The organism is Microbacterium sp. LWH12-1.2, from assembly GCF_040675825.1.
In the GTDB taxonomy this organism is placed as follows: domain Bacteria; phylum Actinomycetota; class Actinomycetes; order Actinomycetales; family Microbacteriaceae; genus Microbacterium.
On record NZ_JBEGIJ010000001.1, the window covers coordinates 1,504,384 to 1,520,168 of the forward strand.

10 protein-coding genes and 3 rRNA genes are annotated in these 15,785 nt (G+C 63.1%); 1 reads left to right on the forward strand and 12 read right to left on the reverse strand.

The annotated features are described in order from the left end of the window. Window positions 1-14: 14 nt before the first annotated feature. From MRBLWH12_RS07270 to MRBLWH12_RS07295, 6 genes are all read right to left on the reverse strand, one after another. Window positions 15-1,052, reverse strand: coding sequence for an HAD-IIA family hydrolase (locus MRBLWH12_RS07270; RefSeq protein ID WP_363547658.1), 1,038 nt, complete (start codon window positions 1,050-1,052; stop codon window positions 15-17). Beyond that, window positions 1,052-1,897, reverse strand: a complete 846-nt coding sequence (locus MRBLWH12_RS07275; protein WP_363547661.1) for a hypothetical protein — start codon at window positions 1,895-1,897, stop codon at window positions 1,052-1,054. Before MRBLWH12_RS07275 ends, MRBLWH12_RS07270 begins: the two co-directional genes overlap by 1 nt. 47 nt (window positions 1,898-1,944) lie before the next feature. Further along, on the reverse strand, window positions 1,945-2,817 hold the full coding sequence (locus tag MRBLWH12_RS07280) for a hypothetical protein (RefSeq protein ID WP_363547664.1): 873 nt from the start codon (window positions 2,815-2,817) through the stop codon (window positions 1,945-1,947). A gap of 167 nt (window positions 2,818-2,984) precedes the next feature. Next, a 5S ribosomal RNA gene (rrf, locus tag MRBLWH12_RS07285) occupies window positions 2,985-3,101 on the reverse strand. 107 nt (window positions 3,102-3,208) lie between these two features. After that, window positions 3,209-6,312 (reverse strand): 23S ribosomal RNA (locus MRBLWH12_RS07290). 430 nt (window positions 6,313-6,742) lie between these two features. Then, window positions 6,743-8,265, reverse strand: a 16S ribosomal RNA gene (locus MRBLWH12_RS07295). The 16S, 23S and 5S rRNA genes sit together here, the layout of an rRNA operon. Before the next feature lie 645 nt (window positions 8,266-8,910). On the opposite strand from MRBLWH12_RS07295, the gene MRBLWH12_RS07300 reads away from it, so the two are divergent. Further along, window positions 8,911-10,209, forward strand: coding sequence for a CoA transferase (locus MRBLWH12_RS07300; RefSeq protein WP_363547667.1), 1,299 nt, complete (start codon window positions 8,911-8,913; stop codon window positions 10,207-10,209). 37 nt (window positions 10,210-10,246) lie between these two features. Here the strand turns inward: MRBLWH12_RS07300 and MRBLWH12_RS07305 are convergent, their stop codons facing one another. Genes MRBLWH12_RS07305 through MRBLWH12_RS07330 form a run of 6 tightly spaced genes read right to left on the reverse strand, consistent with a single transcriptional unit; the run spans window position 10,247 to window position 15,772 of the window. Next, window positions 10,247-12,112 (reverse strand): glycerophosphodiester phosphodiesterase, encoded by a 1,866-nt coding sequence (locus MRBLWH12_RS07305; protein WP_363547670.1) that lies wholly within the window; start codon window positions 12,110-12,112, stop codon window positions 10,247-10,249. A gap of 21 nt (window positions 12,113-12,133) precedes the next feature. Further along, entirely contained in the window at window positions 12,134-12,814 is a 681-nt protein-coding gene (locus MRBLWH12_RS07310; protein ID WP_363547673.1) for a DUF4184 family protein, read from the reverse strand. Further along, entirely contained in the window at window positions 12,811-12,936 is a 126-nt protein-coding gene (locus MRBLWH12_RS07315; protein ID WP_363547676.1) for a DUF4184 family protein, read from the reverse strand. Before MRBLWH12_RS07315 ends, MRBLWH12_RS07310 begins: the two co-directional genes overlap by 4 nt. A gap of 19 nt (window positions 12,937-12,955) precedes the next feature. After that, the gene (gene tyrS / locus MRBLWH12_RS07320) at window positions 12,956-14,257 is read right to left on the reverse strand and encodes a tyrosine--tRNA ligase (protein WP_341974258.1); all 1,302 of its coding nucleotides are present in this window, start codon (window positions 14,255-14,257) and stop codon (window positions 12,956-12,958) included. A 28-nt stretch (window positions 14,258-14,285) separates the two neighbouring features. Next, window positions 14,286-15,131, reverse strand: coding sequence for a hypothetical protein (locus MRBLWH12_RS07325; protein ID WP_363547679.1), 846 nt, complete (start codon window positions 15,129-15,131; stop codon window positions 14,286-14,288). After that, complete coding sequence (locus MRBLWH12_RS07330) at window positions 15,128-15,772, reverse strand: SatD family protein (protein ID WP_363547682.1); 645 nt, start codon at window positions 15,770-15,772, stop codon at window positions 15,128-15,130. The genes MRBLWH12_RS07325 and MRBLWH12_RS07330 overlap by 4 nt, the downstream gene beginning before the upstream one ends. Between the last annotated feature and the right edge of the window lie 13 nt (window positions 15,773-15,785).

Here is a 15,785-nt window from a genome sequence, read left to right on the forward strand (position 1 = left end):
GGGCGGATGCCGATTCAGGGGCGGTGGAACGGGTCGGCGTAGAGCCGCTCCGGTACGCGCAGCACGAACACCGCGGTACCTGATGCCCAGATCGCTGCGGCGCCGGCACGGAGCAGGTCAATCTGCGACTTCCCCTCGGCGACGATCTCGACGTCGGCACCGGACACGCGCACCGCGGCGTCGTTCACGTGGAAGACCCCATCCTTCTCCACCGTCTGCGGGTAGGGCTGGTGCAACTCCCGCAGGTCGCTGAGGATGAAGGTCGGCCGCGATTCCGCCGGAGCGGCAAGCACGTGCTTGGGCCGATCGATGCCGGTGAGCACCAGCGCGGAGTCGATTCCCGCCCGCGAAGCGCCGAGGATATCGGTGTCGAGGCGGTCGCCGATGAACATCGACTTCTGCGCACCGAAACGAGCGGTCGCCTCCTCGAAGATCGGCACCTCGGGCTTGCCCGCAACGGTCGCGAGTCGTCCGATCGCGGTGTGCACCGCAGACACCAGGGTGCCGTTGCCCGGGGCGACACCGCGCTCCTGGGGAATCGTCCAGTCGGTGTTGGTGGCGATCCAGGGGATGCCGCCTTCTTCCTCCGGGAGCTTCAGTGCGAACGCGGCCTCGGCCAGATCTGTCCATGCCACCTGCGGGGCGAAGCCCTGCACGACGGCCGCAGGGCCGTCCTCGGCGCTGCGAGTGACTCGATAGCCGGCCTTCTGCGCCTCATCGACGAGCCCGTCGCCTCCGACCACCAGGATGGTGGCCGGTGGCGGTACGAGCTTCGTCAGCAGGCGCATCGCCGCTTGCGGGCTGGTCACGACATCCGACGGCGCAACAGCGAGCCCCAGGCTCGTCAGATGCGCGGCGACGGACGCGTCGGTCCGCGAGGCGTTATTGGTGATGTAACCGATGCGCGCGGTCTCCGCAGCCTTGTTGAGGCTCGAGACGGCGTGCGGAAGCGCGCCTGCGCCCGCGTAGACGACTCCGTCGAGATCCGCCAGGACCGTGTCGACGCCGTCCAGAGGCGTGCGCGTGGGGCGCTTCTTGGAGAACAGCGCCACTACGCGTCCTGCTCCGGCGCCTCGGATCCCTGCTGGCCGTCGCCCTCGTCTTCGGAGTCTTCCTCGTCGGATTCGCCGAGGAGCTCACGAACCTCGTCCTCGACCGTGGGCTCCGCGTCTACAACGGAAGCGTCGTCCTCGTCGGCATCCGGCACCGAAGCCTCTGCGATCGAGGATTCCTCGCCTGACGCTTCATCGGCGGCCGCGTCTTCAGGAGTTGTCTCTTCAGGAGATCCCTCTTCGACTGCGGCATCCGCGGAGAGCTCGTCATCGATGAAATCGCCTTCGATGAGGCCGTCCTCCACGAGGATCTCCTCGTCGCCTTCCTCGTCGATGCCGAGCGCGGCCGCGGCCACATCGGCACGGGTCGCCCAGAACACAGCCTCGTCGGCACGTCCGAGATCCTCGAGCACGGCAGCGCGTGCGGCGAACAGCGCGGGACTCCACTCGAACGCACGATCGGGGTCCAACTCCGGAATCTCGAGTTCACCGAGCGCCAGCTCGAGCTCACCCTGATCGAGGCGAGCGCCTGACATCGCGATGGCCAACGCGACACGAACCGGAGTCTCGAGCGCGGAGCGATCAACTGCGCGACCGGTCTCGAGAGCACGGTCCGGGCGGCCGATACCACGCTCGCTGTCGACCATCAGCGCGATCTGGTCATCCTTGCCGGAGATCCGACGGTAGGTACGCAGTTCCCGAAGCGCGAGAGCGAAGTCCTCTGTCGCGTACGCAGTGATCCCGAGCGTCTCGCGGACGATCGCGATGCGACCCGCGCGACGGGATGCCGCCAGAGCATGGGCGTGCGCGAGCGCCGGATCTTCGTCGATGAGCTGCGAAGCCATCACCAGATGGCGCGCGACCTGATCGGCGTTCTCCTTGCTGAGCGTCTTCAGTTCGTTCCGAGCAGAAGGGTGCAGGTCACGAGCGGTGACCTCTTCAGGGATCTCCGGGTCGTTCGAACGCGGACGCTCGTCAGCTGCCTGCAGTGGACGCGTGCGGCCGCCTCCCCCACGCTGCGGGAAGGAACGACGCTCATCATCGCGGCGCGGTCCACGATCGCCACGGTTGTCGCCATCGCGACGCGGGGCATCGGAGCGGTAACCACCTTCACGACGCGGAGCACCATCGGAACGAGGACCGCCATCACGGCGTGGCCCGTCGGAACGGTAACCGCCCTCGCGACGCGGGGCGCCATCGGAACGAGGACCGCCTTCACGGCGCGGAGCATCGGAACGGTAGCCACCCTCGCGACGCGGAGCACCATCGGAACGAGGACCACCATCACGGCGCGGAGCACCGTCAGAACGAGGACCACCATCACGACGCGGCCCGTCGGAACGGTAACCACCTTCACGGCGCGGAGCACCGTCCGAACGAGGACCACCATCACGACGCGGAGCGTCAGAACGGTAACCGCCCTCACGGCGCGGCCCGTCTGAGCGGTAGCCGCCCTCACGGCGCGGAGCGCCATCAGAACGAGGGCCACCATCACGGCGCGGTCCGTCATCACGGCGGGGCGCACGATCGCCGCGGTTGTCACCGTCTCGACGGAACCCACCTTCACGACGCGGAGCACCATCGGAGCGGGACCCACTGTCACGACGCGGAGCGCCCTGACTGTATCCGCCCTCGCGACGCGGAGCACCATCGCGGCCACCAGCGCCAGAAGGACGTTTATCACCGTCACGACGCGGAGCACTGTCACGACGCGGAGCGTCCGAACGACGCTGATCACCGTCGCGCCGTGGAGCGCCCCAGTCACGAGCGCTGCCGGAACGACCACCAGAAGTGCGGTCTCCGCGCGATCCGTTGTCGTCGTTGCGACGCGGACGGCGCTCTCCTTCTTCCGGCATGATTCTCCCTGTGTCGTTTTTGTGTTGTTAACGCGAAATGGCCACCCAACGATGGGTGGCCATTTGCTTAAAAGAAGTCCGGCGGTGTCCTACTCTCCCACAGGGTCCCCCCTGCAGTACCATCGGCGCTGTGAGGCTTAGCTTCCGGGTTCGGAATGTAACCGGGCGTTTCCCTCACGCTATGGCCGCCGAAACACTATTGATGTTTCAATCAAAACACATAACAAAGTCATTGTTATGTGGTTCTCGACCGTACATCGAGAACCACTCAGTGGACGCGTAGCACCAACAAACGGGTGTGTTATCAAGTCATCGGCTTATTAGTACCAGTCAGCTGCACACGTTACCGTGCTTCCACATCTGGCCTATCAACCCAGTAGTCTGGCTGGGAGCCTCTCACCCGAAGGTATGGAAATCTCATCTTGAGGCCGGCTTCCCGCTTAGATGCTTTCAGCGGTTATCCATCCCGAACGTAGCTAATCAGCGGTGCTCCTGGCGGAACAACTGACACACCAGAGGTTCGTCCAACCCGGTCCTCTCGTACTAGGGTCAGATCCTCTCAAATTTCCTACGCGCGCAGCGGATAGGGACCGAACTGTCTCACGACGTTCTAAACCCAGCTCGCGTACCGCTTTAATGGGCGAACAGCCCAACCCTTGGGACCTACTCCAGCCCCAGGATGCGACGAGCCGACATCGAGGTGCCAAACCATGCCGTCGATATGGACTCTTGGGCAAGATCAGCCTGTTATCCCCGAGGTACCTTTTATCCGTTGAGCGACAGCGCTTCCACAAGCCACTGCCGGATCACTAGTCCCGACTTTCGTCCCTGCTCGACCTGTCAGTCTCACAGTCAAGCTCCCTTGTGCACTTACACTCGACACCTGATTACCAACCAGGTTGAGGGAACCTTTGGGCGCCTCCGTTACTTTTTGGGAGGCAACCGCCCCAGTTAAACTACCCACCAGGCACTGTCCCTGAACCGGATTACGGTTCGAAGTTAGATATCCAGAGTGACCAGAGTGGTATTTCAACAATGACTCCACATGAACTAGCGTCCACGCTTCAAAGTCTCCCACCTATCCTACACAAGCCACACCGAACACCAATACCAAGCTGTAGTAAAGGTCACGGGGTCTTTCCGTCCTGCTGCGCGTAACGAGCATCTTTACTCGTAATGCAATTTCGCCGAGTTCGCGGTTGAGACAGTTGGGAAGTCGTTACGCCATTCGTGCAGGTCGGAACTTACCCGACAAGGAATTTCGCTACCTTAGGATGGTTATAGTTACCACCGCCGTTTACTGGGGCTTAAATTCTCAGCTTCGCCTTGCGGCTAACCGGTCCTCTTAACCTTCCAGCACCGGGCAGGCGTCAGTCCGTATACATCGTCTTGCGACTTAGCACGGACCTGTGTTTTTAGTAAACAGTCGCTACCCACTAGTCTCTGCGGCCTCCAAACGCTTTTGGGAGTAAATCCCTATACGCCGAAGGCCCCCCTTCTCCCGAAGTTACGGGGGCATTTTGCCGAGTTCCTTAACCACGATTCTCTCGATCTCCTTGGTATTCTCTACCTGACCACCTGAGTCGGTTTGGGGTACGGGCGGCTTGAACCTCGCGTCGATGCTTTTCTTGGCAGCATAGGATCATCCACTTTTTATCCGCATCGTGTCTCAGCCTATGTGAGTCGCGGATTTGCCTACGACTCGGCCTACGCACTTGCACCAGGACTACCATCGCCCGGCTGGACTACCTTCCTGCGTCACACCTGTTAATACGCTAACCGCACCAGAATGGGGTCGTGCGCTAGGCCCAGAGCGTCACCCCGAAGGGATCAGTCACTGGGATTCAGACACTTAGCACTACTGGATTAGCTTGGGCGGTTCTTCGCCGGTACGGGAATATCAACCCGTTGTCCATCGACTACGCCTGTCGGCCTCGCCTTAGGTCCCGACTTACCCAGGGAAGATTAGCTTGACCCTGGAACCCTTGGTCTTTCGGAGGACGTGTTTCTCACACGTCATTCGCTACTCATGCCTGCATTCTCACTCGTGTAGCCTCCACGGCTGGTTCACACCGCCGCTTCGCTGGCCACACGACGCTCTCCTACCCATCAACACGGCTGGACCACGAAGGCCTACCAATAATGTCAATGCCACAACTTCGGTGGCGTGCTTGAGCCCCGTTACATTGTCGGCGCGGAATCACTTGACCAGTGAGCTATTACGCACTCTTTCAAGGGTGGCTGCTTCTAAGCCAACCTCCTGGTTGTCACAGCAACTCCACATCCTTTCCCACTTAGCACGCGCTTTGGGACCTTAGTTGGTGGTCTGGGTTGTTTCCCTCTCGACTATGAAGCTTATCCCCCACAGTCTCACTGCTGCGCTCTCACTTACCGGCATTCGGAGTTTGGCTGACGTCAGTAACCTTGTAGGGCCCATCGGCCATCCAGTAGCTCTACCTCCGGCAAGAAACACGCAACGCTGCACCTAAATGCATTTCGGAGAGAACCAGCTATCACGAAGTTTGATTGGCCTTTCACCCCTATCCACAGCTCATCCCCTCAGTTTTCAACCTAAGTGGGTTCGGTCCTCCACGACGTCTTACCGTCGCTTCAACCTGGCCATGGATAGATCACTTCGCTTCGGGTCTAGGACATGCGACTGAATCGCCCTATTCAGACTCGCTTTCGCTACGGCTACCCCACACGGGTTAACCTCGCCACATATCGCTAACTCGCAGGCTCATTCTTCAAAAGGCACGCTGTCACCCCTACTAAGGAGGCTCCAACGGTTTGTAAGCAAACGGTTTCAGGTACTATTTCACTCCCCTCCCGGGGTACTTTTCACCTTTCCCTCACGGTACTTGTCCGCTATCGGTCATCTGGGAGTATTTAGGCTTATCAGGTGGTCCTGACAGATTCACACGGGATTTCTCGGGCCCCGTGCTACTTGGGATACTCTTCGCGCCAAGAGAGGCATTTCGACTACGGGGTTGGCACCCTCTATGACCGGCCTTTCAAGACCGTTCGTCTATACCTTCTTGTAACGCCGCCATCTCGGCAGAAATGACTGAAAAGTCCCACAACCCCCAACGTGCAACACCTGCCGGCTATCACACACGCTAGGTTTAGCCTGTTCCGGTTTCGCTCGCCACTACTAACGGAATCGCGGTTGCTTTCTCTTCCTGTGGGTACTGAGATGTTTCACTTCCCCACGTTCCCTCTACCCGCCCTATATATTCAGGCGGGAGTCACTAGGTCGGCACGCCGCCCAGCGGGGTTTCCCCATTCGGACACCCTCGGATCAAAACTTGCTTATCAGTTCCCCGAGGCTTATCGCAGATTGCTACGTCCTTCTTCGGCTCCAGATGCCAAGGCATCCACCGTTTGCTCTTAAAGACTTGAAATCACATGAGTTTGAATCAAAAACTCGACCCAGTCACTAAAACTGGATCTGAAATTGACTAATGATCTTTAAGATCATCTTGTGCAACACACTCAAAGAGTGCATTGCAAGATGCTCGCGTCCACTGTGTAGTTCTCAAAGTACGGGCGGTGCCCCAATCCACAACCCCACAAAACCGGGGGAAACAGAAAGAGGCCCAGAGTAACCGACTGCGCTCACAACCCCGAAAGGTCAAAGCTCATCCGGTCCCTCAGGACCCAACAGCGTGCAGGCACGACATCCGAAACCCTCCCCGTTCCAACCGCAAGCGGTGTACTAGAAGAAACTCTCATCAATCGCACCATGTCAAATGTTCCACCCATGAGCTCCCAGCGAACCACGAACGGGCCCGATCTGGGGTCTGGACAGCAAAGCTGCCAGTTGCTCCTTAGAAAGGAGGTGATCCAGCCGCACCTTCCGGTACGGCTACCTTGTTACGACTTAGTCCTAATTACCGATCCCACCTTCGACGGCTCCCTCCACAAGGGTTAGGCCACCGGCTTCAGGTGTTACCGACTTTCATGACTTGACGGGCGGTGTGTACAAGACCCGGGAACGTATTCACCGCAGCGTTGCTGATCTGCGATTACTAGCGACTCCGACTTCATGAGGTCGAGTTGCAGACCTCAATCCGAACTGGGACCGGCTTTTTGGGATTCGCTCCACCTCGCGGTATTGCAGCCCTTTGTACCGGCCATTGTAGCATGCGTGAAGCCCAAGACATAAGGGGCATGATGATTTGACGTCATCCCCACCTTCCTCCGAGTTGACCCCGGCAGTATCCCATGAGTTCCCACCATTACGTGCTGGCAACATAGAACGAGGGTTGCGCTCGTTGCGGGACTTAACCCAACATCTCACGACACGAGCTGACGACAACCATGCACCACCTGTTTACGAGTGTCCAAAGAGTTGACCATTTCTGGCCCGTTCTCGTATATGTCAAGCCTTGGTAAGGTTCTTCGCGTTGCATCGAATTAATCCGCATGCTCCGCCGCTTGTGCGGGTCCCCGTCAATTCCTTTGAGTTTTAGCCTTGCGGCCGTACTCCCCAGGCGGGGAACTTAATGCGTTAGCTGCGTCACGGAATCCGTGGAATGGACCCCACAACTAGTTCCCAACGTTTACGGGGTGGACTACCAGGGTATCTAAGCCTGTTTGCTCCCCACCCTTTCGCTCCTCAGCGTCAGTTACGGCCCAGAGATCTGCCTTCGCCATCGGTGTTCCTCCTGATATCTGCGCATTCCACCGCTACACCAGGAATTCCAATCTCCCCTACCGCACTCTAGTCTGCCCGTACCCACTGCAGGCTGGGGGTTGAGCCCCCAGATTTCACAGCAGACGCGACAAACCGCCTACGAGCTCTTTACGCCCAATAATTCCGGATAACGCTTGCGCCCTACGTATTACCGCGGCTGCTGGCACGTAGTTAGCCGGCGCTTTTTCTGCAGGTACCGTCACTTTCGCTTCTTCCCTGCTAAAAGAGGTTTACAACCCGAAGGCCGTCATCCCTCACGCGGCGTTGCTGCATCAGGCTTCCGCCCATTGTGCAATATTCCCCACTGCTGCCTCCCGTAGGAGTCTGGGCCGTGTCTCAGTCCCAGTGTGGCCGGTCACCCTCTCAGGCCGGCTACCCGTCGACGCCTTGGTGAGCCATTACCTCACCAACAAGCTGATAGGCCGCGAGCCCATCCCCAACCGAAAAATCTTTCCAAACGTTGACCATGCGGTCACGTCTCGTATCCAGTATTAGACGCCGTTTCCAGCGCTTATCCCAGAGTCAGGGGCAGGTTGCTCACGTGTTACTCACCCGTTCGCCACTGATCCACCCAGCAAGCTGGGCTTCACCGTTCGACTTGCATGTGTTAAGCACGCCGCCAGCGTTCATCCTGAGCCAGGATCAAACTCTCCATAAAAAGAAATTGCATACCCCACCGGGAAAACGGTGACGCAGCGAGTTTGATACCGACCAAAGAGACAAATTCATTGCTGACTTCATCCGAATGCCAACCCCCACAAAGGGGATTGGTCTTTGATCCAAAGGAATTCTCAACCAAACCAAAAAGGCTTGGACGAGGATAATTTGGCATTTGACAAGTGCACGCTGTTGAGTTCTCAAGGATCGGATGCTCCCACGACCCAGCCACCACGACCAGGCCCGAAGGGCAACTTCTCTATCTTACCCACTTCCTCCCGCTTGTCAAATCGACGCGCTGAGCAGATCTGAGATCCGCTGCGCAGCCGAAACAAGCTGCAGAAGAGGTGGAATCTCCCATCCTAGACGCAAGCGCCTGAACTCTCAAGAGAGTGGATCGGGAGGTGGTTCTCCGCTTGAGGGGGGTGAAGCTCTCGGCCTCTCCGCTTCCCTGTGGGGCGAACAAGTAATAAGTTACGCGGATCCCGGGGATCTGGCAAATCGGGGCACCCCTCCCGGGCGTGTCGTGGACGGCCCGTGGCGGATTCTCCCGGGTCAGCCGGTATTTCGGCCCAGCGCGGGGCTCGGAGTAGCATCGCACCATGTCTCAGCATCGCCACGCCCGTGCCGCTTCATGAATGCGGGCGTGCGCGTTCTCACCCGTTTCTGGCGTGAGCTCGGCGGGGATCCCGGGCGTCTCATCGACCTCCCGGCGCCACCCGTCGTTCCGCTCCCCTCCCGGCTCTCGACCGGAGACCTCGCGTGGGCCAGCGTCGCCGCGGCGGCTCTGGCCTCCGGACGCGCGGCCGCCGACCTCACGGCAATGGACCCGGTGCGGATCGCACTGTCGTACCGCAGCGACCGAATGCTGCGCATCGACGGCGCCGCTCCATCGGTGTGGTCGCCGTACTCGGGCTTCTGGGTGACATCCGATGGCTGGATCCGTACGCACGGCAACTACCCGCACCACGCCGCCGCCATGCGCGCCGCGCTTCAGCTGACCGATACCGCCGTGTCTCGGGATATCTCCGCCGCCCTTGCGAGCATCGGATCGCGGGAGGCGTGCGCCCGCATCTCCGGCGCGGGTGGACTCGCCGTCGAAGTGGCCGATGAGCGTCCGGAGTTCGATGCCGCACTGCGCGAGCGTCCGATCGTCGAGATTCAGCACACCGAGGGCGCACCGGCACGCGTTCTCCGGCACTCCCCCGGCGACCGACCGCTGGAGGGCGTACGCGTGCTCGACCTCACCCGTGTGATCGCCGGGCCGGTGTGCACCCGCACTCTCGCATTGCTCGGTGCCGACGTGCTGCGGATCGACCCGCCGCACCTCCCCGAACCGGAATGGCAGCACCTCGACACCGGTCACGGCAAGCGCTCAGCCCTGCTGGATGCACGCTCCGACAGATTCCGCGAACTGCTTTCCGGAGCCGATGTCGTCGTCCTCGGCTATCACCCGAGCGCGCTCGCCCGCCTCGGTCTCGCTCCGGATGCCCTGGCGGCGGAGCATCCGGGGACCATCGTCCTGGATCTGAGCGCATGGGGAGCGGAGCAGCCGGCGCGGCGCGGCTTCGACAGCCTCGTGCAGGCCGAGTCCGGAATCGCGGTCATCGAGTCCGCCGATGCCGGGCGGCCAGGCGCACTCCCCGCCCAGGCCCTGGATCACAGTGCCGGCTATCTGCTCGCCGCGTCCGCGATGATCCTGCTCGAGCGCCGCCGCCTGCACGGGGGCAACTGGCGGGCGAGCACGTCGCTCCGCCGTATCGCCGCTGAGCTGCTCGGGATGCCGCGCCGCCAGGAGCCCGGATCGGATGCCGACATCGACACGACCGCCCACGCGGCGAGGTTCACCGTCGCCGGTCGACAGATCCTCACGACCCGGCCGGTGCTCCCCTGGTTCGAGTTCGAGGCTCCACGCCCCTGGTCGGGTGACCAGCCCCGCTGGTGAGCATCGCGAACCGCCGAACCCTGCAAAGCGGCGCAGCCTACGGGCTGATGAACAACCTGTCGACGGCGTCGACCAGCCGGGCAGACAGCGCGGACTCCGAGGCGACTTCGTCTAGTTGACGCAGCGCGATGTCGGGATGGTCCGTGATGATTCCATCGACGTTGTCTCGATACAGCGCACGCATCTGCGCGGCATCCTGCACCGTCCAGACGTAGAGCGACTTGCCCTCTGCCCAGACCGCATCTCGAAGCGCCCTGGTGTAGACGCTCTGCTCGACGACCAGGAATGATGCGGGCGTCTGCGGCACGCCTCCATAAGCCAGCGGAACGATGAACCCGATCGTCAGGTCGGGGCGCAGCGCGGTGAACTCCTCGACCACGTCGGCACTGAGCGTGTGATAGATATGCTCGTCGGCGCCGTCGACGCGGTCGATGATCTCGATGAGTTCAGCCACGAAACCCTCCGATTCACCGCCGTGCACCTTGATCTCGATCAGCAGCTGCTGACCGAGATCATCGGCACGCTGAAGGTACTGCTCAAGGGTCGGAATCGGTTCGGCATGCCCGATGTCGTCGCGTACCGTGACGCCAGTCGCCTCCGCAACCGTCAGTTGAGCGATGGACGTGTCCAGGCCGGCGAGACGATTCAGGTCGGGATCATGCATGAGAACCCAGCCGCCGTCGCTGGTCTGCTGGATGTCCATCTCGACCAGTTCGGCGCCAGCGGCGTGCGCGGCGTCGAGCGATCCCAGTGTGTTCTCGACACCCCGCTCGGTGAATCCCCGATGAGCCAGCACCGTCGTCGCACCATCTGCGATCTCCGCGAGGGGCGGGACCGCCCCGGCTGCGAGCACCGCACTGGCGACCACCGCGCCGGCGCCGGCGATGATCGCCCGCGCGCGGGCGGCCCGCGAAGGCGTTGCGTCTGTCGGCGCCGCCTCGGCGACAGGGTCGTCCCGGGACGAAATGCTCAGCGGCTCTTCGTGCGGGACCACCGACGCGAGCGCACCTGCGGAGGCCGCTGCCGTGACGAGCACCTGCGTCTGCACCATCAGGAACAGGCCGACGATGAAGAAGGCGACGACTTGGCCGACTCCGAGGCTGATCGCCCCGACCGCGACCGATGCCGACGGAGCCCAGGCGTCGGACGCATACGTCGCCAGTGGCGTGACCAGCGCGAGCACTCCCAGCGCGGCGGTCATCGGCACGAGGACGCCTGCGAGCAGCACCACCACACGGATGCTCCGCCAGCGAGTGATCTGCCAGCTGCGCGCAATCGCCGCCGGAACGCTGATCGGCTCGAGCACGAGGAGGGGGATCGTGAAGATGAGTCGCAGGTTGACCCACCACACCACGGCCAGCACGAGTGTGTAGAGCACGGCGTGCAGCGGAGTCTTCATCACCTCGTCGGTCACGAAAGCGGGAATCGCGACCCATTGGGTGAGGACCGAGCCGATCCCGGCATGCCCCAGCGGAATGATGAGCACCAGGTACGGGACGAGCAACAAGGTCGAAGGCCGCCGAAGGAGCAAAAGGGTTCGAGCGCCGATCCGATGCGCGATCGCACCGACAACGGCCAGCCGTCCGTGTCGTCGCTCGTCGGCGACCACCGCGAACACGGCGGCCTGCGTGAGCAGAGTCAGCACGACCAGCACGAGAGACGCCACGGCGATCCCGACTCCGAGAGGGCTCCGCAGGAACTGCGCCGCCGAGGTCGTCGTGACGGCGGTCAGACCCGACGCTCTCGCGGCGATCGAGAACATTCCAGCCAGAAGCGGCGCCGCAACGATCGCCACTGCCCCTTGCACCAGCGCCACCAGCACGAGAGTGCGGCCGAAGCTTCGTCGCGTCAGACGATAACCGGACGCGAGGCTGCGGCCGACCGGAAGTGCGAGACGCGCCATCTCAGAATTCAACCACGGTCGTCAGGCCTTCGATGCGCGTGACGACGTTCGACGGAACACCGGCAGCACGAGGCAGAGCATCAGAGTCAGACCACCCCACACGGCGCACGCCGAAGGCAGCACCCGATACGCCAGGTGCTGCGCGGTGAACTCTGCATTCAGCGGCCCCAGCATGGCGAGACCGAACCCCCACGCCGCGATGAGGACAACGGGCAGCGCTACCCACCAGCCGATTCGGACCCAGGACGGCAGCACCCGTGCAGGTGCGGCTCCCGCTGTCGCGCGCCGCAGTCGGAGCAACGCCCAGACCGCGATGATCACGAGGCCGATGACACTGGATCCGTGCTGCAGCCACTTGTATCCGCGCAGCGGACCCCACATCGCGTCGAGCGCCGGGATCAGCTCCACTCCCCCGCGCCCCTCGTGGGTGAACAGGTCCCATGCGATGTGCGAGAGCACGCCCAGCACGAACGACAGCGCGAGCAGCACGGGGTACCCCCGGCGCTGCTCGATCCCGACCGCACGCCGCAGCGCAGTCAAGCCGGTGTCGGTCCAGTCCGATGGCAGACGTCGCGCCAGCCCGGTCGGTGTCAGCTCCGGGACTGCGGGCCGCAGAACCACCCGCCACAGGAGGAACAGTCCGAAGGCGAGAAGCGCCGTCCAGATGACGTTGCCGACGGTGTGGGTGAAGGAGTAACTCACGCCGAAGCCCGCAGGAACAGCGGCAGATCCGGGGTCATCGCACCGATCGCGATCGCCGACGGCACCAGCGGCGTGCGGATGAACGGCAGCGCGATGACCGCGTGGCTCGGCGTGAACGGCATGATCCCCGTCGACGCGGCCTCAGCCGACGAAGACGCCGGCGAGGGTCTTCTTGCCTCGTCGAAGCACGGATACACCACCGGGAAGAGACCCCTGCACCGTCGCCGTCTCGTCTTCGACGCGTTCGCCGTCGAGCGAGACACCACCCTGCGCGATCGCCCGGCGTGCTTCGGAGATGCTCGACACGAGTTCGGTCGCGACGAGCGCTTCGACCACGGGGGTCTCCGCCGCGACGGTGGCGTTCGGGAGCTCCTCGAGCGCTGTCCGCAGCGTTGCTGCATCCAGCGCCGACAGATCGCCCTGCCCGAACAGCGCCTCGGATGCCGCGATGACGGCGGCGGCCGCGTCGACGCCGTGCACGGTGGCGACGACCTCGAGCGCGAGTCGCTTCTGCGCCGCCCGGCGGAACGGCTCGGATGCGACGAGCACCGCGTACTCCTCGATCTCGGCCCGACTCAGGAAGGTGAAGACCTTCAGACGGTCGATCACGTCGGTATCCGCCGTGCTCAGCCAGAACTGGTACATCCGGTACGGGCTGCACATCTCGGCATCCAGCCAGATCGCGTTGCCCTCGCTCTTGCCGAACTTGGTGCCGTCGCTGTTCGTGATCAGCGGGGTGCCGATCGCGTGCGCGGAGACGCCTTCGGAGCGACGGATCAGATCGGTGCCGCTGGTCAGGTTCCCCCACTGGTCGGAGCCACCGGTCTGCAGCACGCAGTCGTACTGCCGGTACAACTCGAGGAAGTCCATCCCCTGCAGGATCTGGTAGCTGAACTCGGTGTAGCTGATGCCTTCGTCGGAGTTCAGGCGCGCGGCGACCGCATCCTTCTTCAGCATGGTGCCGACGCGGTAGTGCTTGCCGATCTCGCGCAGGAAGTCGATCGCCGACATCGGCGCGGTCCAGTCGAGGTTGTTCACGATCCGGGCGGCGTTGTCACCGTCGAAGCTGAGGTAGCGCTCGACCTGTGTGCGGAGGCGCCCCACCCACTCCTCGACCGTCTCGCGCGTGTTCAGCGTGCGCTCGGCCGTCGGCCGCGGGTCGCCGATCAGGCCGGTCGAGCCGCCGACGAGCCCGAGCGGCTTGTGGCCGGCCAGCTGAATCCGGCGCAGCGTCAGCAGCTGCACGAGGTTGCCCAGGTGCAGGCTCGGCGCGGTCGGATCGAAACCGCAGTAGTACGTGATCGGGTCTCCCGCGAGCAGGGCGCGCAACGCCTCCTGGTCGGTGGACACGTGTACGAGTCCGCGCCACACGAGTTCATCCCACACGTTGTCGAACGTGGGGTCGATCGCGGGTTCAGCGGTCGTCAGAGCGGGATGTGACACGCGCACCAGGCTATCAGCGCGCCGAACCTCAGCTGTGCGCCGCCCACCAGACCAGGAACGCCGAGCCGAGTGCCATGACCCAGCTCACCAGGCTTCCGACGAGGAAATACTCGGCGCGAGCGCCGGTCTCGCCGTCGCGGGAGATCTCCGGGAAACGCACGATGCCCTTGGCGGCCAGCATCGCGGCGAGGATCGGATACGCCGCGGCAAGAGTCAGGATCAGCACGAGCATCCGCTCCAAGGGGCCGATCAGACGGCCTCCCTTGAATCCGGCACGCGGATCGCTCAGAGATGAGGTCGCCTCTTCTGCGCCGGCATCCGAGGATGCGACCTCCGTCCCGTCGGCGGTGATCACGGCCTCGGCGGTGGTCACCGGCTCCGCAGAAGTCTCGACTTCGGCGGTGGTCACGACGACCGTCTCGGTCACGGGGTCGGCCGGGCGCCACGTGTGCTCACCATCGAGCGCGGCGCGCACCACGAGGTTCGCGGACTCGAGGAGGAAGACTCCCACACCCAGCACGAGCATGGCCAGGTCGAACGAGACCTCGCCGAACGGCGAACGCAGAGTCCAGACCTCGCCGATCAGCCCGGCATCCTGGCGAGCCCCGAACCAGACGACCGCGCCGACGGCTAGGACACCGAGTAGCACGGCTGGCCAGAATCCCAGGGGGGCTCGCCGATCGTCCGGCATGGACCACACCCAGAGGGCGCCGACGACGAGTGAGGCAGCCATGGGCAGCAGCGCATCGCTGACGCTGCCCAGCAGAAGCAGCGCCACGACGACGACCAGATAGCCGATCCAGCGCCGTGGGGCGAACTGGCGAACCAGGTCGGCTGCACCGACGGCCAGAAGGATGAATCCGGCGACGATCATGCGGACTCTCCTCTGAGTGCGTTCAGTCCCTCGAGGATCGCGGCAGTCCCCGCGTTCCTCAGCGCCTTCGAGACGCTCGGCTGCGAGATGCCTTCTTCGATCGCGAGCTCGTGCTGCGACCGGCCGACCAGACGGCCGTAGCTCAGGCGCCGTTCGCGCTCGTTCATCGCCCCGACCAGTTCGTCGCGGACGAGGAGGTAGGCGTTGGATGCCGCGATCGTGCTCTCCATGACCTCATCCTGCCCCGGGGCTCCGACAATCCACGTCCGCGTGCGCGGCACGGCGCGTCCTTCCCGCGCGTGCACGGTCTCGATCGCCGTCCGCGCCGCGTACCAACCCGGGCCGTCGGCGAGTTCGCCGTGCACCGAGGCGACGGGACGCACCTCCCCCACCCCGATGCCGAATCGGAAGCCGATGCCGTCGGGCAGGCGCAGCTGGATCATCAGCAGCGAAGTCATGGCATCTTCGAGATCGTGATAGACGCCCTGTTGCTCGTCCCCTACTGTGGGCGTCAACGGATGCGCCGCGAGGGGGAGATCCGCCTCGACCTGCGCGATGGTGTCATCGAGAACCCGTTGCGCGGCCGTGCGGTCATCGAGCTTGCGAGAGCCCACGATGTCAGCGAGTACGGCGATGACCATGTGATAACCGTAT

What these genes read in the sequence shown, in the direction of transcription:
- MRBLWH12_RS07275 (WP_363547661.1), bottom strand. Translation starts at nt 1,897, where the DNA reads ATGGCTTCGCAGCTCATCGACGAAGATCCGGCGCTCGCGCACGCCCAT.
- MRBLWH12_RS07305 (WP_363547670.1), bottom strand. Translation starts at nt 12,112, where the DNA reads ATGGCGCGTCTCGCACTTCCGGTCGGCCGCAGCCTCGCGTCCGGTTAT.
- MRBLWH12_RS07315 (WP_363547676.1), bottom strand. Translation starts at nt 12,936, where the DNA reads ATGCCGTTCACGCCGAGCCACGCGGTCATCGCGCTGCCGTTCATCCGC.
- MRBLWH12_RS07325 (WP_363547679.1), bottom strand. Translation starts at nt 15,131, where the DNA reads ATGATCGTCGCCGGATTCATCCTTCTGGCCGTCGGTGCAGCCGACCTG.
- MRBLWH12_RS07330 (WP_363547682.1), bottom strand. Translation starts at nt 15,772, where the DNA reads ATGGTCATCGCCGTACTCGCTGACATCGTGGGCTCTCGCAAGCTCGAT.